The organism is Jejubacter calystegiae (genome assembly GCF_005671395.1).
GTDB classification, from domain to species: domain Bacteria; phylum Pseudomonadota; class Gammaproteobacteria; order Enterobacterales; family Enterobacteriaceae; genus Jejubacter; species Jejubacter calystegiae.
In genome coordinates, this window is sequence record NZ_CP040428.1 from 5,057,199 (window position 1) to 5,079,606 (window position 22,408).

13 protein-coding genes, 2 tRNA genes and 3 rRNA genes are annotated in these 22,408 nt (G+C 55.9%); 8 read left to right on the forward strand and 10 right to left on the reverse strand.

Translation table 11 applies throughout. The features are described from left to right. Positions 1-167 precede the first annotated feature (167 nt). Positions 168-1,778, forward strand: a complete 1,611-nt coding sequence (gene nadB, locus FEM41_RS23770; RefSeq protein ID WP_138098958.1) for an L-aspartate oxidase — start codon at positions 168-170, stop codon at positions 1,776-1,778. Here nadB and trmN read toward each other — a convergent pair. Beyond that, positions 1,771-2,508 (reverse strand): tRNA(1)(Val) (adenine(37)-N(6))-methyltransferase TrmN, encoded by a 738-nt coding sequence (gene trmN, locus FEM41_RS23775; protein WP_138098959.1) that lies wholly within the window; start codon positions 2,506-2,508, stop codon positions 1,771-1,773. The genes nadB and trmN overlap by 8 nt on opposite strands. A 131-nt stretch (positions 2,509-2,639) precedes the next feature. Here trmN and srmB point away from each other — a divergent pair, with 131 nt between their 5' ends. After that, positions 2,640-3,977: an ATP-dependent RNA helicase SrmB gene (gene srmB / locus FEM41_RS23780; RefSeq protein ID WP_138098960.1), complete on the forward strand. Its 1,338-nt coding sequence runs from the start codon at positions 2,640-2,642 to the stop codon at positions 3,975-3,977. Between the two features lie 103 nt (positions 3,978-4,080). Here the strand turns inward: srmB and grcA are convergent, their stop codons facing one another. Next, the gene (grcA, locus tag FEM41_RS23785; RefSeq protein WP_138098961.1) at positions 4,081-4,464 is read right to left on the reverse strand and encodes an autonomous glycyl radical cofactor GrcA; all 384 of its coding nucleotides are present in this window, start codon (positions 4,462-4,464) and stop codon (positions 4,081-4,083) included. 320 nt (positions 4,465-4,784) lie between these two features. Here grcA and ung point away from each other — a divergent pair, with 320 nt between their 5' ends. Beyond that, complete coding sequence (gene ung / locus FEM41_RS23790; RefSeq protein WP_138098962.1) at positions 4,785-5,477, forward strand: uracil-DNA glycosylase; 693 nt, start codon at positions 4,785-4,787, stop codon at positions 5,475-5,477. 33 nt (positions 5,478-5,510) lie between these two features. Here ung and FEM41_RS23795 read toward each other — a convergent pair whose 3' ends face one another. Then, the gene (locus FEM41_RS23795) at positions 5,511-6,533 is read right to left on the reverse strand and encodes a tRNA/rRNA methyltransferase (protein ID WP_138098963.1); all 1,023 of its coding nucleotides are present in this window, start codon (positions 6,531-6,533) and stop codon (positions 5,511-5,513) included. A gap of 206 nt (positions 6,534-6,739) precedes the next feature. Here FEM41_RS23795 and trxC point away from each other — a divergent pair, with 206 nt between their 5' ends. The 5 genes from trxC to FEM41_RS23820 all read left to right on the forward strand — a co-directional run bounded on the left by trxC (position 6,740) and on the right by FEM41_RS23820 (position 12,470). Next, on the forward strand, positions 6,740-7,159 hold the full coding sequence (gene trxC, locus FEM41_RS23800) for a thioredoxin TrxC (RefSeq protein ID WP_138098964.1): 420 nt from the start codon (positions 6,740-6,742) through the stop codon (positions 7,157-7,159). A 69-nt stretch (positions 7,160-7,228) separates the two neighbouring features. Next, the gene (locus FEM41_RS23805; RefSeq protein WP_138098965.1) at positions 7,229-7,930 is read left to right on the forward strand and encodes a tRNA-uridine aminocarboxypropyltransferase; all 702 of its coding nucleotides are present in this window, start codon (positions 7,229-7,231) and stop codon (positions 7,928-7,930) included. Between the two features lie 31 nt (positions 7,931-7,961). Then, positions 7,962-10,619, forward strand: a complete 2,658-nt coding sequence (locus FEM41_RS23810; RefSeq protein WP_138098966.1) for a bifunctional acetate--CoA ligase family protein/GNAT family N-acetyltransferase — start codon at positions 7,962-7,964, stop codon at positions 10,617-10,619. Between the two features lie 118 nt (positions 10,620-10,737). Next, a complete protein-coding gene (gene pssA / locus FEM41_RS23815) occupies positions 10,738-12,093 on the forward strand; it encodes a CDP-diacylglycerol--serine O-phosphatidyltransferase (RefSeq protein ID WP_138099315.1) in 1,356 nt (451 codons plus the stop codon). Between the two features lie 47 nt (positions 12,094-12,140). Further along, on the forward strand, positions 12,141-12,470 hold the full coding sequence (locus FEM41_RS23820) for a YfiM family lipoprotein (RefSeq protein ID WP_138098967.1): 330 nt from the start codon (positions 12,141-12,143) through the stop codon (positions 12,468-12,470). On the opposite strand, the gene FEM41_RS23825 is transcribed toward FEM41_RS23820, so the two are convergent. The 7 genes from FEM41_RS23825 to clpB form a co-directional block, all read right to left on the reverse strand. After that, positions 12,467-13,768, reverse strand: a complete 1,302-nt coding sequence (locus FEM41_RS23825) for an MFS family transporter (RefSeq protein ID WP_138098968.1) — start codon at positions 13,766-13,768, stop codon at positions 12,467-12,469. The two genes, FEM41_RS23820 and FEM41_RS23825, sit on opposite strands and share 4 nt — an antisense overlap. 299 nt (positions 13,769-14,067) lie before the next feature. Then, positions 14,068-14,183: ribosomal RNA gene (gene rrf, locus FEM41_RS23830) — 5S ribosomal RNA — on the reverse strand. A 100-nt stretch (positions 14,184-14,283) separates the two neighbouring features. Beyond that, positions 14,284-17,278: ribosomal RNA gene (locus FEM41_RS23835) — 23S ribosomal RNA — on the reverse strand. A gap of 150 nt (positions 17,279-17,428) precedes the next feature. Then, positions 17,429-17,504 (reverse strand) — tRNA-Ala (locus FEM41_RS23840). Positions 17,505-17,617: 113 nt separating this feature from the next. After that, a tRNA-Ile gene (locus FEM41_RS23845) sits at positions 17,618-17,694 on the reverse strand. Between the two features lie 73 nt (positions 17,695-17,767). Beyond that, positions 17,768-19,309: ribosomal RNA gene (locus tag FEM41_RS23850) — 16S ribosomal RNA — on the reverse strand. Together the 16S, 23S and 5S rRNA genes with 2 tRNA genes alongside form the textbook arrangement of a ribosomal RNA operon. Before the next feature lie 418 nt (positions 19,310-19,727). Further along, on the reverse strand, positions 19,728-22,304 hold the full coding sequence (gene clpB / locus FEM41_RS23855) for an ATP-dependent chaperone ClpB (RefSeq protein ID WP_138098969.1): 2,577 nt from the start codon (positions 22,302-22,304) through the stop codon (positions 19,728-19,730). Between the last annotated feature and the right edge of the window lie 104 nt (positions 22,305-22,408).

Here is a 22,408-nt window from a genome sequence, read left to right on the forward strand (position 1 = left end):
CGCATGCACCACCTTTTTTCATCCTTAAATCCTGGGATGCCTTTCTCAGAAAGCGTCAGACAATGCAGTGTTTATTCTACATAACTTCCAGGAAAAAAACCGTGGGCAGCTTCGACTTCCGGTGCTATTCTCGGGATTATCCTGTTTAGTAAATTAAACAAACCATCATGAACCACGCCAATGACCTCTCCTGTGACGTACTGATTATCGGCAGCGGCGCCGCCGGTCTTAGCCTTGCCTTACGCCTGGCGGAACATTCCCGGGTGATCGTACTGAGTAAGGGCCCCGTTAATGAAGGCTCAACCTTTTATGCTCAGGGTGGAATCGCTGCCGTGTTTGATGAAGACGACAGCATTGACGCCCACGTAGAGGATACGCTTATCGCCGGTGCCGGTATCTGCGATCCCGATGCGGTACGCTTCGTGGCCAGCCATGCCAGAGAGTGCGTGCAGTGGCTTATCGACAACGGCGTGGCCTTCGATACAGAGCCGCGCCCTAACGGCGAGCCGGGCTACCACCTGACCCGCGAAGGGGGCCACAGCCACCGGCGGATCCTGCATGCGGCGGACGCTACGGGTAAAGAGGTGGAAAATACCCTGGTTGGCAAAGCGCTTGCCCATCCCGGAATTGAGATCCTCGAACATTATCATGCCGTAGATATTATCCTGTCCGATAAGTGCGGCATCGCAGGCTCACGCCGGGCGATTGGCGCCTGGGTCTGGAATCAGCAGGCCGATCGGGTGGAAACCTGCCGGGCCAGAGGCGTGGTTTTAGCCACTGGCGGCGCGGCCAAAGTTTATCAGTACACCACCAACCCGGATGTTGCCTCCGGCGACGGTATCGCAATGGCCTGGCGCGCAGGCTGCCGGGTGGCGAATCTCGAATTTAATCAATTTCACCCCACCGCGCTCTACCATCCGCTGGCCCGCAATTTCCTGCTGACGGAGGCGCTGCGCGGTGAAGGCGCCTGGCTCACCCGGCCAGACGGCAGCCGCTTTATGCCAGAGGTGGATCCTCGTGCCGAGCTGGCGCCGCGCGATATCGTGGCCCGGGCCATTGACCATGAAATGAAGCGCTTAGGCGTGGACTGCATGCATCTGGATATCAGCCATAAACCGGCAGAATTTGTACGTCAGCACTTCCCGACCATTGCGGAAAAACTCAACGAGCTGGGCATCGACCTGACCCGTGACCCGGTACCGGTAGTGCCCGCGGCGCACTATACCTGCGGCGGCGTGATGGTAGATACCCATGGACGGACCGATGTCGACGGGCTGTGGGCTATCGGCGAGGTCAGCTACACCGGCCTGCATGGCGCCAATCGCATGGCGTCGAATTCCCTGCTGGAGTGTCTGGTCTATGGCTGGTCTGCGGCACAGGATATTGAGCGTCAGCTACCGCAGCGTGCCCAACTTGCCAGGCTACCCGCCTGGGATGAAAGCCAGGTCATTGATGCCGATGAACAGGTGGTGATTCAGCATAACTGGCACGAGCTGCGACTGTGCATGTGGGACTACGTGGGGATTGTGCGCACTACCAAACGGCTGGAGCGCGCCCTGCGCCGTATCCGGATGTTACAGCAGGAGATCGACGAATATTACGCCCACTTTCGGGTCTCCGGCGATCTCCTGGAGCTGCGTAATCTTACCCAGGTGGCGGAACTGATGGTGCGCTGCGCGCTGGCGCGTAAAGAGAGCCGCGGGCTGCACTATACGCTCGACTACCCTCAGCCACTGGCGGAATCCGGCCCAACGCTGCTCGTGCCGTCGGCTACATAAACAGATAAAAATCCTGGGTCAGTCCGCACCAGGCTTCTGAGTAATTGTGGTGGGCATCGCGAATAACGATACGCTCGCTAAAGCACTCCCCCGCTTTGGGGGAGAATCCCAGTAGCACCCGGTGCGGCAGCCGCATCTCATTTTCCGCCACATCGGTACGGAAACGGCAGTGCCAGCCCTGCTCTTTCGCAATGGCGGTAAAGCGCTCCCCCAACGATTCCGGTAATACTACGCAGAAAAAGCCCTCTTCGGTAATCAACTGAGCGGCGCAGGCCAGCAGCGTCTGGTGATCCAGTTCGCCGGTATAGCGCGCCCGCTCCCGGGCCTCGCTGGCGCAGGCCACGCCCTGGGGATAATAAGGCGGATTGCTGACGATCAGCGAATAGCGCCGGGTCTGTTGACGGGTCCAGGTCCGGATATCGTCCTGATACACCTGAATTCTGTCACGCCATGGCGACGCCACGACATTCTCCGTCGCCTGGCTCGCGGCATCGGGATCCAGCTCGACGGCATCAATCGTTACCTCCGGCCCGGTACGCTGGGCCAGCATCAGAGCCAGCAGGCCGCTGCCGGTACCGATATCCAGAATACTGTCGGCTCCGGCCACCGGCGCCCAGGCCCCCAGAAGAATGCCGTCCGTCCCCACTTTCATTGCACAGCGATCGTGAGCGACGAAAAATTGTTTGAAGGTAAATCCATTTTTTGGGAGCACCGTTTTATGTTGAGACATTTTCACCACCTGGAGGAAAGACCGCAGTAGCATAGGTGAAAGCCGCGGCGGGGAAAAGATAGCAGCGGCGGAAAGAGGTCGAACATCATCGCCATTACGTCTATAATCGGCGCCCCACACAGAGGTAGACCATGACCGTAACCACTTTTTCCGAACTCGAACTTGACGAAAGCCTGCTGGACGCGTTGGAGGAGAAGGGTTTTTCCCGCCCCACGGCAATTCAGGCAGCCGCTATTCCGCCGGCGCTGGACGGCCGCGATGTCCTGGGCTCCGCTCCGACGGGTACCGGTAAAACAGCGGCTTACCTGCTGCCCGTCCTGCAGCACCTGATCGACTTTCCGCGCAAGAAATCAGGCCCGCCACGGGTACTGATTCTTACACCGACCCGCGAACTGGCGATGCAGGTTGCCGACCAGGCCCGGGAGCTGGCCGCTCATACCCATCTGGATATCGCTACCATCACTGGCGGCGTTGCCTACATGAACCACGCCGAAGTGTTCAGCGAGAACCAGGATATCGTGGTCGCCACCACCGGCCGTCTGCTTCAGTATATAAAAGAAGAAAATTTTGACTGCCGCGCCGTCGAGATGCTGATTCTGGACGAGGCAGACCGGATGCTGGATATGGGCTTTGCCCAGGACATCGAACATATCTCCGGCGAAACCCGCTGGCGTAACCAGACCATGCTGTTTTCCGCGACCCTGGAAGGCGAAGCCATTGCCGATTTCTCACGCCGTCTGCTGAATGAGCCGGTCGAGGTCTCTGCCACCCCATCCACCCGCGAGCGTAAGAAGATTCATCAGTGGTACTATCGCGCCGATAATGTCGAACATAAAACGGCGCTGTTAACCCATATGCTGAAACAGCCGGATGCCAGCCGCTCCATCGTATTTGTTCGCAAGCGCGAACGCGTGCATGAGCTGGTGAAATGGCTGCATGAAGCGGGGATTCAGAGCTGCTGGCTGGAAGGGGAAATGCCCCAGGCCAAGCGCAATGAGGCGATCAAACGACTGACCGAAGGTCGGGTGGGCGTGCTGGTCGCGACTGATGTCGCTGCCCGCGGTATCGATATTCCGGACGTCAGTCACGTGTTTAACTTCGATCTGCCGCGCACCGCCGACACCTACCTGCACCGTATCGGCCGTACCGGGCGTGCGGGTCGTAAGGGCACTGCCATTTCACTGGTGGAGGCGCACGACCACCTGCTGCTGGGCAAAATCGGGCGCTATATCCAGGAGCAGATTAAAGTACGGGTGATCGATGAACTGCGCCCGACCACCCGCCCCCCCAGCGACAAGTTACAGGGCAAGCCGTCCAAAAAAGTGAAGCTGAAGCGGGAAGAGAAGAAAAAAGAACAGAGTAAGAATAAGCCCAGAGTGAAGCAGCGCCATCGCGATACTAAAAATGTCGGTAAACGCCGCAAGCCCAACACCGGTCATACGACTGAGCCCCAGGGCGAGAACGAATAATGCCCGACCCGCGCCGGCCAGCCCGGCGCTTTTTTCATTCGTCAGATAAAGAAAAACGCCGCCGGGTTGCCCCGACGGCGTTTGTACATTCAACCCTTCTTAATTACAGGCTTTCGGTGAAAGTACGGGTGATAACGTCGCGCTGCTGTTCCGGCGTCAGCGAGTTAAAACGCACGGCATAGCCGGATACGCGGATGGTCAGCTGCGGATATTTTTCCGGGTTGTTAACCGCGTCTTCCAGGGTTTCACGACGCAGAACGTTTACGTTCAGGTGCTGACCGCCTTCAACACGAACCTGCGGCTGAACTTCCATCGGTACTTCACGGTACTCGATTTCGCCCAGCTGACTTACCGGAACAACCTGATCTTCGGAAAAGCCCGCTTTCGCACATACGCAACGCGCTTCGCCTTTTTCGCTGTCCAGCAGCCAGAATGAGTTCATCAGTGAGTCATTAGCGGCTTTTGTAATCTGGATACCAGTAATCATTTTCGTCTCCCTATAGGCTTCATTATTCGGTGATGCCTGTGCCACAGACTGGCACATTGGTAAAACCTTTGTTGCTTTACTGTTCTGTATACCAGTCAGGATGGGGGCATTCTTTGACTTGGGTCAATAAAAACCACCTGTAATTTGTGGGCATAAAATCATTTATTTGTTTTACATCAACTTAGCCAAAAGGGAGTACGCAAATATTTTTGTAAATTTTCAACAATTTTTAAACTACTGACCTCATCTGTCCGGACATCATTTTGTGCTGAGGAAAGAAGAGGTTAATCTATGACGGACAATAATCGCAGGAGAGCGGAATGACAACGAACCTCACCTGGCACGACGTGCTGGCGGATGAAAAGCAACAGCCTTACTTTATTGAAACCCTTAAGACCGTCGCCATCAAGCGGGAACAGGGCGTGACCGTTTACCCACCGCAGAAAGACGTCTTTAACGCCTTTCGCTTTACCGAGCTGGGGGATATTAAGGTGGTTATCCTCGGTCAGGATCCCTACCACGGCCCGGGCCAGGCGCACGGCCTCTCATTTTCCGTTCGTCCCGGTATAGCAACGCCGCCCTCGCTGCAAAATATGTATAAAGAGCTGGAGCAATCCATACCCGGTTTTGTACGGCCGAATCACGGCTATCTGGAAAGTTGGGCGCGTCAGGGGGTGATGCTGCTAAATACGGTGCTGACCGTCGAAGCCGGAAGAGCGCATTCTCACGCAAGCCTGGGCTGGGAAACCTTTACCGATAAGGTCATCTCCATCATCAACGAACATCGGGAAGGCGTGGTGTTTCTGCTGTGGGGCGCGCATGCCCAGAAGAAGGGACGCATTATCGATCGTCAACGCCACTGTGTGCTGCAGGCGCCGCATCCTTCGCCGCTTTCGGCCCATCGGGGCTTCTTCGGCTGCGGTCACTTCGTGAAGACCAATGCGTATCTGGAATCGCGCAATGAGCAGCCGATCGACTGGACACCGCGCCTGCCGGAAGGCGAGACAGAATAATTTGTCGCGGCCCGGCGACCGCGACACCATTATTTAGTGGCTGTTCTGACGCCACCAGTTGGAAAGAATCACCCCGGCTGCCACGGAAACGTTCAGGCTCTCAACCTTGCCGGTGCCATCAATGCTAATGCTCAAATCGGCATTGGCAAAGATGGCATCGCTGATCCCGTCCTGCTCCTGCCCCAGCACCAGTACCATTTTTTCCGGCAGCTCCGCCTGGGAAAGCGGCGTGCCTTTATGGCTGGAGGTGGTCACAATGCGATACCCGGCCTGGCGGAACTGCTCCAGCGCGCCGTTAAAGCTCGGCCCGGTGATGGCCTGAACGTGCTCGGCACCACCTGCCGCAGTCCGCACTGCAGCGCCGGATTCCAGCAGCGCCGCATCCTGAACCAGCACTCCGCGCACGCCAAAGTGAGCGCAGCTACGCACGATCCCGCCCAGGTTATGGGGGTTGCCAATCTCTTCCAGCGCCAGTACGCACTCCTGGGCTGGCGCCTGTTCGATCCACTGCTCTACCGTAAGGCCGTTACGTTTTTTGATCAGGAAGCAGACGCCGCCATGATGTTCAGTACCGGAAGCCTTCGCCAGCTCGGCGTCATCCACCACGTGGTAGGCTTTACGGTTCGCCGCCATCCAGCGCAGCGCTTCTTTGAAGCGTGGGGTGACGCTCTGTACAAACCAGGCGCGAACGATGGATTCAGGACGATTCTGGAACAGAGCCTGACAGGCGTTTTCACCATAGACCCGGGTCTCTTCCGCTCGCTGGCGGCGCAGTACTTCAGGGTCGATAAAGCTCTTACCGCTGATACCGCCGTGATCCGGCATGGTCGGTGCATCATCGCCCGGAGCCCGGGAAACGGTACGCCACGGAGAACGATCGCGCTCGCCGCCGCGATCGTCACGCGCAGGGCGTCGCTTGCCACTGGTGGAGGCTTTGCTTTTCGCCCCACCCTTCCCGGTGCGGGGGTTACGGCCGCGTTTGTCATCGTCGTCACCGCCGCGAACATACATCACTTTGACCTTGCCGCTTTTACCTTTGAAATCGTCGTCGCTCATTTTTTTCTCCACCAGCTCTGCGCGAAGCGCGCAGATTACCCGAAGTGTCCCCGGTTAGCCATTGTCTTTCATCAAAAGCCGGCGGCTATTGTACTCATTGAACAAAACGAATTGTGCCGGACGGTTTTTTTACGAATACTGTTTAACATAATTGAAACATAACTGGCTCCGGGCCATTGACTGAACATCTGTACTCTGAGGTTACTATGAATACCGTTTGTACCGCCTGCCAGGCGATTAACCGCGTACCCGACGAACGTGCCGGCGATGCGGCGAAGTGCGGGCGCTGCGGCCATGCGCTGTTCGATGGCAAGGTTACCAATGCCACCAGCGCCACGCTGGATGCACTGCTGAAAGATTCCCTGCCGGTTGTGGTGGACTTCTGGGCTCCCTGGTGCGGTCCCTGCCACAATTTCGCGCCCGTCTTCGAAGAGGTTGCCGAAGAGCGTAGCGGACAGCTGCGTTTTGTGAAAGTGAATACCGAAGCCGAACCGGAGCTAAGCGCCCGATTCCGCATTCGCAGTATCCCTTCAATTATGATCTTTAAAGAGGGGAAACTGGTGGACATGCTGAGCGGCGCTATGCCAAAGACCCCTTTCGAAGAGTGGCTGGACGAGAATCTCTGAGCCCCGGGAGCTTGTTCCACTGACTTCACTCTGCAAGAATGACGTTTTTATTCTCTGCCAACGCCCCTGATGACTGAAAACGCCGTTCTTCGTCTGCGCGCCGAACGCCTGGCGCGCGCCACTCGCCCGTTTCACGCCCGCGGCAACCGGATACGCCGCTGCCAGCGCTGTCTGCTGCCACTAAAGCAGTGTCTGTGTAGCACCATTCAACCCGCCCCCGCCCGCAGCCGCTTCTGCCTGGTGATGTACGATACCGAGCCGATGAAACCCAGCAATACCGGGCGGCTGATCGCCGATATCCTGCCGGATACCCTCGCCTTTCAGTGGTCGCGCACCGAACCATCTCCGGCGCTGCTCGCGCTGCTGAGCGAGCCCCACTGGCAGCCGATGGTGGTCTTCCCGGCCTCGTTCGCTAACGCCGATCGCACAGTCATTAATGCCCCGCCGGATAACGGTAAGACGCCGCTGTTTATTATGCTGGACGGTACCTGGTCGGAAGCGCGCAAAATGTTTCGTAAAAGTCCGTGGCTGGATGGCTTTCCGGTGATCTCCGTTGAACTCGATCGCCTGAGCGACTATCTGTTACGCGAAGTACATGCCAGGGACCATTACTGCACTGCTGAAGTAGCCAGCGCCCTGCTCTCTCTGGCGGGTGACGACGTTGCCGCTTTGGGGCTCCAGCAGCATTTCTCGCTGTTCCGGGCGCGTTATCTTGCCGGAAAACCGCATCATCAGTACGCCATCACAGCAACGGAACGGGAAAGCGTTTAAACTCAGGGAATATTTCCAGGAGGAGAGCGCCATGAGTCAACGCGGGTTAGAGGCCCTGCTACGCCCCAAATCGATCGCCGTGATCGGGGCGTCGAATAAAACGCAGCGCACCGGCTATCTGATGATGCGCAACCTGCTGTCCGGCGGTTTTTCCGGACCGGTTCTGCCGGTAACCCCTTCCTGGAAGGCAGTATGCGGCGTGCTGGCCTGGCCAGATATCGATAGCCTGCCCTTCACGCCTGACCTGGCGGTGATCTGCACCCACGCCCGACGCAACCTGGAACTTCTGGAAGCGCTGGGCCGCAAGGGATGCAAAGCCTGCATCGTGCTCTCTTCCCCGCCGGAACAGCACACGGAACTGCTGGCCTGCGCCACCCGCTGGCAGATTCGCCTGCTTGGTCCTAACAGCCTGGGTCTGCTGGCCCCCTGGCAGGGGCTGAACGCCAGCTTCTCGCCGGTGCCCATTCATAAAGGTCGGCTGGCCTTCGTTTCCCAGTCCGCCGCGGTTTCCAATACCATTCTTGACTGGGCCCAACAGCGCCAACTGGGCTTTGCCTGGTTTATCGCCCTTGGCGACAGCGTCGATATCCATGTCGATGAGCTGCTCGATTTCCTGGCCAGAGACAGTAAAACCAGCGCTATTTTGCTACATCTGGAACATCTGAGCGATGCCCGGCGCTTTGTCTCAGCAGCGCGCAGCGCTTCACGCAATAAACCGATTCTGGTGATTAAGAGCGGACGTGGCCCCCGGGCCCAGGCGCTGCTAAAAAGCCAGCCAGGGCTGGATGCCGCCTGGGATGCCGCCATTCAGCGCGCTGGTCTGTTGCGGGTACAGGATACTCACGAGCTCTTTTCCGCAGTTGAAACCCTAAGCTATATGCGACCGCTACGCGGCGAGCGACTGATGATTGTCAGTAACGGGGCGGCTCCCGCCGCGCTGGCCCTGGACGAACTGGAGTCGCGCAACGGCAAACTGGCCCAGTTAGATGAAGAGACACTGAGTCGGTTAAGTGCCGTACTGCCCGCAGGTGAAACTCCCGGTAACCCGCTGGACCTGCGCGACGATGCCACAGCGGAGCGCTATCTACAGGTGCTGGAGATACTGCTCGATACCCGACTGGTCGATGCATTGATGGTCATCCATGCCCCAAGCGCTTCAGCGCCCGGCACAGAGAGCGCCCGGCAGATTATCGAGCTGGTCGCACGCCATCCGCGCGGTAAGCACGTAACGCTGCTGACCAACTGGTGCGGAGAGTTTTCATCCCAGGAAGCCCGCCGGTTATTCAGCGATGCCGGTATTCCCACCTACCGAACGCCGGAAGGAACCGTTACCTCATTTATGCATATGGTGGAGTACCGCCGTAACCAGAAACAGCTACGTGAAACGCCCGCCCTGCCCGCCAGCCTGACGGCCGATACCCGGGAAGCCCATAGCCTGATTCGCCAGGCGTTACAGGACGGCGCCACAACGCTGGATACCCACGAGGTACAGCCAATTATGCGCGCCTATGGTCTGGCAACGCTGCCAACCTGGATTGCCAGCGACAGCGTGGAGGCCGTGCATATTGCCGGGCAGATCGGCTACCCGGTCGCACTCAAGCTGCGTTCCCCGGATATTCCCCACAAATCGGAGGTTCAGGGGGTCATGCTCTATCTGCGTACCCCTGCAGAAGTCCAGCAGGCCGCCGATGCCATTCTCGAACGCGTGCGACAGACCTGGCCCCAGGCCCGGGTTCACGGGTTGCTGGTCCAGAGTATGGCCAACAGAGCCGGAGCCCAGGAGCTGCGAGTCGTCGTGGAGCAGGACCCGGTATTTGGCCCGCTGATTATGCTGGGCGAAGGCGGCGTCGCCTGGCGCCCTGATGAACAGGCCGCCGTAGCGCTACCGCCGCTGAATATGAATCTGGCGCGCTACCTGGTGATTCAGGCCATTAAGCGTCAGAAGATCCGCGGGCGCAGCGCGCTAAGGGCGCTGGATATTGACGGCCTGAGCCGCCTGCTGGTACAGGTCTCTAACCTGGTGGTGGACTGCCCACAGATCCAGCGCCTTGACATCCACCCCCTGCTCGCCTCCGGCAGTGAATTCACGCTGCTGGATGTAACGCTCCAACTGGCGGAGTTCCAGGGCGATACCGACAGTCGGCTGGCTATCCGCCCCTATCCTCAACAACTGGAAGAGCGGGTGGAGATGAAAAACGGTGAACGCTGCCTGTTCCGCCCCATCCTTCCGGAAGATGAACCGCTGTTGCAGCGCTTTATCGCCCTGGTGACCAAAGAGGATCTCTACTACCGCTACTTCAGTGAAATCAACGAATTTACCCATGATGATTTAGCCAACATGACCCAGATCGACTACGATCGGGAAATGGCGTTCGTTGCGGTGCGTCACCAGGGCGACAGCGCAGAGATCCTGGGGGTAACCCGGGCTATCTCCGATCCGGATAATATCGATGCCGAATTCGCGGTACTGATTCGTTCGGATCTCAAAGGGCTGGGCCTGGGTCGCAGACTGCTGGAAAAATTGATCGGCTATACCCGAGATCACGGTTTGCAGCAGTTGAATGGGATTACCATGCCAGGCAATCAGGGAATGATCGCCCTGGCGCGTAAACTCGGCTTTAAGCTCAAAACCGATCTTGAAGACGGGATCGTTAACCTGACGTTATCGCTATCTGACCCGGATGGATGATTCCTGAGCAAGCAGAAATCTTCCCCCACATCGGCGGACAGTAATGGTATTATCGTCAGCTTCTGTCATCTGCATGGAACAGAAGGCCATCTAATGAATAGAGAAGAAACGCACTGTGATGTTGTCTAAATTTAAACGTAATAAACATCAACAACACCTTGCTCAGCTACCAAAACTTTCTCAGTCTGTTGATGACGTGGAGTTCTTTTATACCCCCGCTGACTTCCGGCAGACTCTGCTCCAGAAGATAGCCAGCGCCACCCGGCGCATCTGCGTCGTCGCGCTCTACCTTGAGCAGGACGATGGCGGAAAAGGGGTACTCTCCGCCCTGTATGAGGCTAAACGCCGCCGTCCCGAGTTGGAGGTGAGCGTACTGGTGGACTGGCACCGCGCCCAGCGTGGACGCATCGGCGATGCCGCTTCGCAAACCAATGCCGACTGGTACTGTAGCATGGCGCAGGAGAATCCTGACGTCAGCATTCCGGTGTACGGCGTGCCGATCAATACTCGTGAAGCACTGGGCGTACTCCACTTTAAAGGCTTTATCATCGACGACAGCGTACTGTACAGCGGCGCCAGTCTGAATGATGTCTATCTGCATCAGCACGATAAATACCGCTACGATCGCTACCATCTGATTCGCAACTCCCGGCTGGCGGATTTGATGTACGACTGGGTACAGACTCAGTTGGCGAACGGCAGCGCGGTTAACCGCCTGGACAGCAAGGTGCGCCCCAAAAGCCCGGAGATCAAAAACGAGATTCGCCTCTATCGCCAGACCCTGCGCGACGCGCCGTTGCGTTTTAAAGGCGATGCCAGCGACGACGAACTATCGGTCACCCCGCTGGTAGGGCTCGGCAAATCCAGCCAGTTGAATAAGGCTATCTATCATCTTATGCCCTGTACCGAGCATAAGCTGACCATCTGTACGCCCTACTTCAACTTACCGGCCGTGCTGGTACGCAGCATTATTCATCTGCTACGTACCGGAAAGCAGGTAGAGATTATCGTCGGCGACAAAACCGCCAACGACTTCTATATTCCTGAAGACCAGCCTTTTAAAATCATCGGCGCACTGCCTTATCTCTACGAAATCAATCTACGCCGTTTCCTCAGCCGTCTGCAATACTATGTGAATAACGGGCAACTGACCGTCCGGCTCTGGAAGGACGAGGATAACAGCTATCACCTGAAAGGGATGTGGGTGGACGATGAATGGATGCTGCTTACGGGCAACAACCTGAATCCCCGCGCCTGGCGACTGGATCTGGAAAACGCCATTCTGATCCACGATCCGCAGCATCAACTGGCAGCACAGCGCGATCACGAGCTGTCGCTGATCCGCACCCACACCACCGTTGTGCATCATTATCGGGATCTGCAGAGCATTGCTGATTACCCGGTAAAGGTACGCAAACTGATACGACGCCTGCGCCGTATCCGTATCGACAGGTTGATCAGCCGTATCCTCTGATAACTACCCGCCCCGCACTGTGGGGCATTCACTCTCAGGGATAAGCTATGCGTCGCACCGCCGTCGTCATCGCCACCCTGCTTCTGTCCGGCTGCGGCCACCATATGGCCAATGACAGTTGGGGAGGAGAGGATAAGGCACAGCACTTTATCGCATCCGCCATGCTGGCCGCCGCCGGTACTGAATATGGCCTGCATCAGGGCTACAGTCGGGACCGCAGCGCCTCTATCGGCTTTATGTTTTCTGTCTCTGTCGGAGCGGGTAAAGAGCTGTGGGATAGTCGCCCGGCCGGAACCGGCTGGAGCTGGCATGACTTTGCGTGGGACGTAGCCGGTGCAACCACCGGCTACGCCATCTGGCAACTGGCGGGGCGTTAGAGTTTCATCCCCTTCCCTTTACGGTGCAACATCAGGGAGACCAGGAAAGAAACGGCTCCCATAACAGAAACATACCAGAAGAAGCTGCTCTCGGAGCCCAGAGACTTCAGGGACAGCGCCACATATTCTGCAGATCCGCCAAACAGTGCGTTAGCCACCGCATAGGAAAGACCAACCCCCAGTGCCCGGACCTGCGCCGGGAACATCTCGGCCTTCAGAATGCCGCTAATGGAGGTGTAGAAGCTGGCAATCAACAGCGCCAGCATCACCAGACCGAAAGCCGCAAACGGCGAGCTGACGTTCTGTAGCGCCGTCAGAATCGGTACGGTGCCAATTGCCGCCAGCGAGCCGAAGCAGAGCATAGAGTTACGGCGACCAATCTTATCGGAAAGCGCGCCGAATAGCGGCTGAACCAGCATGTAGATGAACAGCGCCGCCGTCATTACCACGCTGGCGACGGAAGTCGACATTCCTGCGGTATTCACCAGATATTTCTGCATATAGGTGGTAAAGGTGTAGAACACCAGAGAGCCACCGGCGGTAAAGCCCAGAACCATAACGAAAGCGCGCCGGTTGCGCCACAGCCCTTTCAGCGAACCGGCCTCTTTCAATGCCCGGGTGCTTTTTTCTGATGTCTCATTCAGGGAACGACGCAGCCACAGAGCGACCAGCGCCAGTACGGCCCCCAGTGCGAAAGGTATACGCCATCCCCACTGGTGCAGCTGAGCATCGGTCAGAATTTGCTGTAGCACCACCACAACCAGCAGCGCCATCAGCTGACCACCGATCAGCGTGACATACTGGAAAGAGGCATAGAACCCCTTACGGCCTTCAATGGCGACCTCACTCATATAGGTGGCGCTGGTGCCATACTCACCGCCCACGGAAAGTCCCTGAAATAAGCGAGCCAGCAGCAGCAGCGCCGGCGCCCAGGTCCCAATCGTCGCATAACCTGGCAGACAGGCGATAACCAGCGAGCCAAAGCACATCATGCAAACCGAGATTAGCATGGAGGTTTTACGACCATGTTTGTCGGCGATCCAGCCAAATAACCAACCGCCGATAGGGCGCATCAGGAAGCCTGCGGCAAAGATACCGGCGGTCTGTAGCAGCTGTGTGGTGGGGTTTCCCGTGGGAAAAAAGATATGAGCAAAATAGAGTGAACAGAATGAGTAGACATAAAAATCAAACCACTCGACCAGGTTGCCGGATGAGGCACCGACTATCGCCCAGATCCGCTTTCGGGTATCGCTGGCGGCTAATTCCGTCTTTTGTGTTTCGACGGTTGCTTCAGTCATTATTTATTTCTCCTGTCTTCCGGTACGGCTTTGGAGCCGGTAAAACGCAAAGCATCAGATTGCGCTTAGCGACAGAGTAAATAAAGTGTTAATTATTTGTTGTTTTGTGTTTTTGTGAAGCAGCCTGGAATTTTGAAATAACGCAAGAACCAGACCACTTTCAGTCGTAACCCGGAGAGGAAAGATAGTGAGGCGTACTACGGGCTGATGCCTTCCAACCGCGGAGACAGGACAATTTTTCCCCGTGCCCTGAACGCAAAAAACCCCGGTCAATGACCGGGGTTCTTCACTGGTTTGATGCCTGGCAGTTCCCTACTCTCGCATGGGGAGACCCCACACTACCATCGGCGCTACGGCGTTTCACTTCTGAGTTCGGCATGGGGTCAGGTGGGACCACCGCGCTGTCGCCGCCAGGCAAATTCTGTTCCGCTTACCGCCATACAGGCCATAAGCGTTTATCCGTCACAAGCTGAATATCGTTCGTTCTCTCATCACCAAAACATCTTTGGCGTTGTAAGGTTAAGCCTCTCGGGTCATTAGTACCGGTTAGCTCAACGCATCGCTGCGCTTACACACCCGGCCTATCAACGTCGTCGTCTTCAACGTCCCTTCAGGAGACTCAAAGGTCTCAGGGAAGACTCATCTCGGGGCAAGTTTCGTGCTTAGATGCTTTCAGCACTTATCTTTTCCGCACTTAGCTACCGGGCAATGCAATTGGCATCACAACCCGAACACCAGTGGTGCGTCCACTCCGGTCCTCTCGTACTAGGAGCAGCCCCCCTCAGTCTTCCAGCGCCCACGGCAGATAGGGACCGAACTGTCTCACGACGTTCTAAACCCAGCTCGCGTACCACTTTAAATGGCGAACAGCCATACCCTTGGGACCTACTTCAGCCCCAGGATGTGATGAGCCGACATCGAGGTGCCAAACACCGCCGTCGATATGAACTCTTGGGCGGTATCAGCCTGTTATCCCCGGAGTACCTTTTATCCGTTGAGCGATGGCCCTTCCATTCAGAACCACCGGATCACTATGACCTGCTTTCGCACCTGCTCGCGCCGTCACGCTCGCAGTCAAGCTGGCTTATGCCATTGCACTAACCTCCTGATGTCCGACCAGGATTAGCCAACCTTCGTGCTCCTCCGTTACTCTTTGGGAGGAGACCGCCCCAGTCAAACTACCCACCAGACACTGTCCCCACGCCAGATAATGGCGCCAGGTTAGAACATCAAACATTAAAGGGTGGTATTTCAAGGTTGGCTCCACGCAGACTTGCGTCCACGCTTCAAAGCCTCCCACCTATCCTACACATCAAGGCTCAATGTTCAGTGTCAAGCTATAGTAAAGGTTCACGGGGTCTTTCCGTCTTGCCGCGGGTACACTGCATCTTCACAGCGAGTTCAATTTCACTGAGTCCCGGGTGGAGACAGCCTGGCCATCATTACGCCATTCGTGCAGGTCGGAACTTACCCGACAAGGAATTTCGCTACCTTAGGACCGTTATAGTTACGGCCGCCGTTTACCGGGGCTTCGATCAGGAGCTTCTGGTTACCCATAACCCCATCAATTAACCTTCCGGCACCGGGCAGGCGTCACACCCTATACGTCCACTTTCGTGTTTGCAGAGTGCTGTGTTTTTAATAAACAGTTGCAGCCAGCTGGTATCTTCGACTGACTTCAGCTCCACCCGCAGGGGCTTCACCTACATGTCAGCGTGCCTTCTCCCGAAGTTACGGCACCATTTTGCCTAGTTCCTTCACCCGGGTTCTCTCAAGCGCCTTGGTATTCTCTACCTGACCACCTGTGTCGGTTTCGGGTACGATTCGTTGTTACCTGAAGCTTAGAGGCTTTTCCTGGAAGCAGGGCATTTGTCACTTCAGCACCGTGGTGCCTCGTCATCACGCCTCAGCCTTAACTTTCCGGATTTGCCTGGAAAGTCAGCCTACACGCTTAAACCGGGACGACCGTCGCCCGGATGACATAGCCTTCTCCGTTCCCCCATCGCAGTAACACCGAGTACGGGAATATTAACCCGTTTCCCATCGACTACGCCTTTCGGCCTCGCCTTAGGGGTCGACTCACCCTGCCCCGATTAACGTTGGACAGGAACCCTTGGTCTTCCGGCGAGCGGGCTTTTCACCCGCTTTATCGTTACTCATGTCAGCATTCGCACTTCTGATACCTCCAGCATGCCTCACAGCACACCTTCGCAGGCTTACAGAACGCTCCCCTACCCAACGGACGTATCCTTAAGCCGCCTCGACTTTAATGAACGCATTGACGTCGCAAAAAACGCTCCGTCAATCATTAAGCCTCTGTAAGACGTCTTAAGTGATACGTCCGCTGCCGCAGCTTCGGTGCATGGTTTAGCCCCGTTACATCTTCCGCGCAGGCCGACTCGACCAGTGAGCTATTACGCTTTCTTTAAATGATGGCTGCTTCTAAGCCAACATCCTGGCTGTCTGGGCCTTCCCACATCGTTTCCCACTTAACCATGACTTTGGGACCTTAGCTGGCGGTCTGGGTTGTTTCCCTCTTCACGACGGACGTTAGCACCCGCCGTGTGTCTCCCGTGATAACATTCTCCGGTATTCGTAGTTTGCATCGGGTTGGTAAGCCGGGATGGCCCCCTAGCCGAAACAGTGCTCTACCCCCGGAGATGAATTCACGAGGCGCTACCTAAATAGCTTTCGGGGAGAACCAGCTATCTCCCGGTTTGATTGGCCTTTCACCCCCAGCCACAGGTCATCCGCTAATTTTTCAACATTAGTCGGTTCGGTCCTCCAGTTAGTGTTACCCAACCTTCAACCTGCCCATGGCTAGATCACCGGGTTTCGGGTCTATACCCTGCAACTTAACGCCCGGTTAAGACTCGGTTTCCCTTCGGCTCCCCTATTCGGTTAACCTTGCTACAGAATATAAGTCGCTGACCCATTATACAAAAGGTACGCAGTCACACCCCAAAGGGTGCTCCCACTGCTTGTACGTACACGGTTTCAGGTTCTGTTTCACTCCCCTCGCCGGGGTTCTTTTCGCCTTTCCCTCACGGTACTGGTTCACTATCGGTCAGTCAGGAGTATTTAGCCTTGGAGGATGGTCCCCCCATATTCAGACAGGATAACACGTGTCCCGCCCTACTCATCGAGCTCACAGCATGTGCATTTTCGTGTACGGGGCTGTCACCCTGTATCGCCGGACTTTCCAGACCGTTCCACTAATACACACGCTGATTCAGACTCTGGGCTCTTCCCCGTTCGCTCGCCGCTACTCAGGGAATCTCGGTTGATTTCTTTTCCTCGGGGTACTTAGATGTTTCAGTTCTCCCGGTTCGCCTCATTAACCTATGGATTCAGTTAATGATAGTGTGACGAATCACACTGGGTTTCCCCATTCGGACATCGTCGGTTATAACGCCTCATATCAGCTTACCGACGCTTTTCGCAGATTAGCACGTCCTTCATCGCCTCTGACTGCCAGGGCATCCACCGTGTACGCTTATTCGCTTAACCTCACAACCCGAAGATGTCTTCGCGTTGTAAGCTTGAGAGACCCATTAAACGGTTTTCCCGTTTATGGATTATCAATTTTCAGCTTGTTCCGGATTGTTAAAGAGCAGATACTTCACAATGCACGATTAAGTACATTCTGAAGTAGTGTTATGGTGGAGCTATGCGGGATCGAACCGCAGACCTCCTGCGTGCAAAGCAGGCGCTCTCCCAGCTGAGCTATAGCCCCAAAGTCGTTAGTTAACCTCGATACCAAATGCAATTCTTTTCCGGACAAGGCGCGAGTCCACGAAGTTTATTGAAATAAACGAGTGGGCGAACAACGCAGTACGGGGAAGAATTTGGTAGGCCTGAGTGGACTTGAACCACCGACCTCACCCTTATCAGGGGTGCGCTCTAACCACCTGAGCTACAAGCCTGTAGAGGTTTTCACTGCTTCTTTGTTTTTCATCAGACAATCTATGTGGACACTGCGAATACTGTATCCAAAGGTAAGGAGGTGATCCAACCGCAGGTTCCCCTACGGTTACCTTGTTACGACTTCACCCCAGTCATGAATCACAAAGTGGTAAGCGCCCTCCCGAAGGTTAAGCTACCTACTTCTTTTGCAACCCACTCCCATGGTGTGACGGGCGGTGTGTACAAGGCCCGGGAACGTATTCACCGTGACATTCTGATTCACGATTACTAGCGATTCCGACTTCATGGAGTCGAGTTGCAGACTCCAATCCGGACTACGACGCACTTTATGAGGTCCGCTTGCTCTCGCGAGGTCGCTTCTCTTTGTATGCGCCATTGTAGCACGTGTGTAGCCCTGGTCGTAAGGGCCATGATGACTTGACGTCATCCCCACCTTCCTCCGGTTTATCACCGGCAGTCTCCTTTGAGTTCCCGACCGAATCGCTGGCAACAAAGGATAAGGGTTGCGCTCGTTGCGGGACTTAACCCAACATTTCACAACACGAGCTGACGACAGCCATGCAGCACCTGTCTCACGGCTCCCGAAGGCACAGTCTCATCTCTGAGACCTTCCGTGGATGTCAAGACCAGGTAAGGTTCTTCGCGTTGCATCGAATTAAACCACATGCTCCACCGCTTGTGCGGGCCCCCGTCAATTCATTTGAGTTTTAACCTTGCGGCCGTACTCCCCAGGCGGTCGACTTAACGCGTTAGCTCCGGAAGCCACGAGTCAAGCTCACAGCCTCCAAGTCGACATCGTTTACGGCGTGGACTACCAGGGTATCTAATCCTGTTTGCTCCCCACGCTTTCGCACCTGAGCGTCAGTCTTCGTCCAGGAGGCCGCCTTCGCCACCGGTATTCCTCCAGATCTCTACGCATTTCACCGCTACACCTGGAATTCTACCTCCCTCTACGAGACTCCAGCTGGCCAGTTTCAAATGCAGTTCCCGGGTTGAGCCCGGGGATTTCACATCTGACTTAACCAACCGCCTGCGTGCGCTTTACGCCCAGTAATTCCGATTAACGCTTGCACCCTCCGTATTACCGCGGCTGCTGGCACGGAGTTAGCCGGTGCTTCTTCTGTCAGTAACGTCAATGCATGAGCGTATTAAGCTCACACCCTTCCTCCTGACTGAAAGTACTTTACAACCCGAAGGCCTTCTTCATACACGCGGCATGGCTGCATCAGGCTTGCGCCCATTGTGCAATATTCCCCACTGCTGCCTCCCGTAGGAGTCTGGACCGTGTCTCAGTTCCAGTGTGGCTGGTCATCCTCTCAGACCAGCTAGGGATCGTCGCCCAGGTAGGCCATTACCCTACCTGCTAGCTAATCCCATCTGGGTTCATCTGATGGCGTGAGGCCCGAAGGTCCCCCACTTTGCTCTTTCGAGATTATGCGGTATTAGCCACCGTTTCCAGTGGTTATCCCCCTCCATCAGGCAGATCCCCAGACATTACTCACCCGTCCGCCGCTCGCCGGCAAGGAAGCAAGCTTCCTTCCGCTGCCGCTCGACTTGCATGTGTTAGGCCTGCCGCCAGCGTTCAATCTGAGCCATGATCAAACTCTTCAATTAAAGTTTGATGCTCAAAGAATTAAACTTCGTAATGAATTACGTGTTCACTCTTGAGACTTGATATTCATTTAGCGTCTTTCGACGTTCAGGATATCAGTGCTTTCGAGTGCCCACACAGATTGTCTGATAAATTGTTAAAGAGCAGTTGCGCGCTGTTTTGTCAGCGACGCGGGCTGCGTATATTACGCTTTCCCGCTTGAGAGTCAAGCGTTTATTTTCGCTTTCGTCCCGCTGACCCGGTGTGCCGTAAGGCGTTGTTCCGTGTCAGTGGTGGCGCATTATAGGGCCTAAATTCGTGCTGGCAAGGGAATATCTTAAAAAAAATGCCAAATGAACACTTTTCAAGCGACATGAGTAAAAATATAGCAGAACCGGCGAAAAAGAAGACAAAAACGGGCCCGAAAGGCCCGTTTTTCCATTACGACTGAACAGCAACGATTTGGTCGTCTTTCACCTTCAGCTCGACAGGCTTACCCGGCAGCAGTTCACCCGACAGGATCTGCTGCGCCAACGGGTTCTCTATCTGTTGCTGAATAGCGCGTTTTAACGGACGCGCCCCGTAAACCGGGTCGTAGCCGTTTTCACCCAGCCGTTTCAGCGCCTCATCTGAAATGTGAACGGTATAACCGCGCTCTTCAAGACGCTGATAGAGTCGCTGCAGCTGAATCTGGGCAATCGATGCAATATGCTGTTCGCCCAGTGGGTGGAAGACCACCACTTCATCAATACGGTTGATGAACTCAGGGCGGAAGCTATGGCTTACGACGTCTAACACCAGCTCTTTCATATGGGCATAATCCAGTTCGCCAAAGCGCTCCTGGATCAGATCGGACCCCAGGTTGGAGGTCATGATCACCACGGTATTCCGGAAATCTACCGTTCTGCCCTGCCCGTCCGTCAGACGACCGTCATCCAGAACCTGAAGCAGGATGTTAAACACATCCGGGTGCGCCTTTTCCACTTCATCCAGCAGGATGACGGAATATGGGCGACGCCGTACCGCTTCGGTCAGATAACCGCCCTCTTCGTAACCGACATATCCCGGAGGCGCCCCGACCAGACGGGAAACCGAATGTTTCTCCATAAACTCGGACATATCGATACGCACCATGGCATCGTCGCTGTCGAACATAAAGTTGGCCAGCGTTTTACAGAGTTCGGTTTTACCCACCCCGGTCGGTCCCAGGAACAGGAACGAACCGATCGGTCGATTAGGATCTGACAACCCGGCGCGGCTACGGCGAATCGCATTCGAAACGGCTTCTACCGCTTCATCCTGACCAATCACGCGCTGATGCAGATCCTGCTCCATACGCAGCAGTTTTTCACGCTCGCTCTCCATCATTCTGGCAACCGGAATACCGGTCCAACGCGCCAGCACTTCGGCGATCTCGGCATCGGTCACCTTGTTACGCAGCAGACGCATAGTTTTGCCTTCTGACTGCGTGGCGGATGCCAGCTGTTTTTCCAGCTCGGGAATCTGCCCGTATTGCAGTTCGGACATCCGTCCCAGGTCACCGACGCGACGCGCCTGCTCCATGGCGATTTTCGCCTGTTCCAGCTCGGCTTTAATAGTCTGGGTACCGGAAAGCGACGCTTTCTCTGCCTTCCACTCCTCTTCCAGGGTCGAATATTCACGCTCTTTATCCGACAGTTCGTCGTTGAGCATCTCCAGCCGTTTTTGACTGGCCTCATCAGACTCTTTCAACAGGGCCTGCTGCTCCAGCTTCAACTGGATAATCCGACGGTCGAGGCGGTCCAGCTCTTCCGGCTTAGAGTCTATCTGCATGCGAATGCTGGAAGCCGCTTCATCGATCAGGTCGATAGCTTTATCCGGCAGCTGGCGATCGGAAATGTAGCGGTGCGACAGCGTTGCGGCAGCGACGATGGCCGGGTCAGTAATCTGCACGTGATGATGCAGTTCATAACGCTCTTTCAGCCCGCGCAGAATGGCGATGGTATCCTCAACCGACGGTTCAGCAACAAATACCTTCTGGAAGCGACGCTCCAGCGCGGCATCTTTCTCTATATACTGGCGGTATTCGTCGAGCGTCGTGGCGCCCACGCAGTGCAGTTCACCACGGGCCAGCGCCGGTTTCAGCATATTACCGGCATCCATGGCGCCATCAGCCTTACCGGCACCAACCATGGTGTGCAACTCATCGATAAACAGGATGACGTTACCTTCCTGTTTGGAGAGATCGTTCAGCACCCCTTTCAGGCGCTCTTCGAATTCACCGCGATATTTTGCGCCCGCCACCAGCGCCCCCATATCCAGTGCCAACACCCGGCGGCCTTTCAGCCCTTCCGGCACTTCGCCGTTGACAATTCGCTGGGCCAGCCCCTCGACGATGGCGGTTTTACCCACCCCAGGTTCCCCGATCAGTACCGGGTTATTTTTAGTACGGCGCTGCAACACCTGGATGGTGCGGCGAATCTCTTCATCACGACCGATGACCGGGTCCAGCTTGCCGCTTTCCGCCCGTTCGGTCAGATCGATGGTAAATTTCTTCAGTGCCTGACGCTGATCTTCAGCGCTCTGGTCGTTCACGCTTTCTCCTCCGCGTATCTGCTCAATCGCCTGTGTCACGCCAGCCGTCGTGGCACCCGCGGTTTTTAACAGATCCGCCAAAGTGCCGCGGGACTCCAGCGCCGCAAGGACGAAAAGCTCCGACGAAATAAAGTTGTCATTACGTTTCTGCGCCAGTTTGTCGCAAAGATTTAAGGCGCGAACCAGGTCCTGTGAAGGCTGTACATCACCGCCGGTGCCCTCCACCTGCGGTAGCCGGCTTAACGCCTGCTCAATAGATGTACGTAGCTGGCCGACGTTAACGCCCGCAGACGTTAATAACGGCGCAACGGAACCGCCTTCCTGCTTCAGCAGGGCGCTCATCAGATGAAGGGGTTCAATAAATTGGTTGTCGTGCCCGAGTGCAAGGGATTGGGCATCGGCGAGGGCAAGCTGGAATTTATTAGTAAGACGATCCAGACGCATAACTCCTCCCATAACAGGTCAAAATTGCTACTGGAGATTAAATGAGGTCATCCCTCAATTATTCAAGGTTAATGACCATAATTATGTGAAGGAATAGCTACCCG

Excerpts from the sequence above, each read along its gene's own strand:
- nadB (WP_138098958.1), top strand. The coding sequence starts at position 168 with ATGAACCACGCCAATGACCTCTCCTGTGACGTACTGATTATCGGCAGC.
- trmN (WP_138098959.1), bottom strand. The coding sequence starts at position 2,508 with ATGTCTCAACATAAAACGGTGCTCCCAAAAAATGGATTTACCTTCAAA.
- srmB (WP_138098960.1), top strand. The coding sequence starts at position 2,640 with ATGACCGTAACCACTTTTTCCGAACTCGAACTTGACGAAAGCCTGCTG.
- grcA (WP_138098961.1), bottom strand. The coding sequence starts at position 4,464 with ATGATTACTGGTATCCAGATTACAAAAGCCGCTAATGACTCACTGATG.
- ung (WP_138098962.1), top strand. The coding sequence starts at position 4,785 with ATGACAACGAACCTCACCTGGCACGACGTGCTGGCGGATGAAAAGCAA.
- FEM41_RS23795 (WP_138098963.1), bottom strand. The coding sequence starts at position 6,533 with ATGAGCGACGACGATTTCAAAGGTAAAAGCGGCAAGGTCAAAGTGATG.
- trxC (WP_138098964.1), top strand. The coding sequence starts at position 6,740 with ATGAATACCGTTTGTACCGCCTGCCAGGCGATTAACCGCGTACCCGAC.
- FEM41_RS23805 (WP_138098965.1), top strand. The coding sequence starts at position 7,229 with ATGACTGAAAACGCCGTTCTTCGTCTGCGCGCCGAACGCCTGGCGCGC.
- FEM41_RS23810 (WP_138098966.1), top strand. The coding sequence starts at position 7,962 with ATGAGTCAACGCGGGTTAGAGGCCCTGCTACGCCCCAAATCGATCGCC.
- pssA (WP_138099315.1), top strand. The coding sequence starts at position 10,738 with ATGTTGTCTAAATTTAAACGTAATAAACATCAACAACACCTTGCTCAG.
- FEM41_RS23820 (WP_138098967.1), top strand. The coding sequence starts at position 12,141 with ATGCGTCGCACCGCCGTCGTCATCGCCACCCTGCTTCTGTCCGGCTGC.
- FEM41_RS23825 (WP_138098968.1), bottom strand. The coding sequence starts at position 13,768 with ATGACTGAAGCAACCGTCGAAACACAAAAGACGGAATTAGCCGCCAGC.
- clpB (WP_138098969.1), bottom strand. The coding sequence starts at position 22,304 with ATGCGTCTGGATCGTCTTACTAATAAATTCCAGCTTGCCCTCGCCGAT.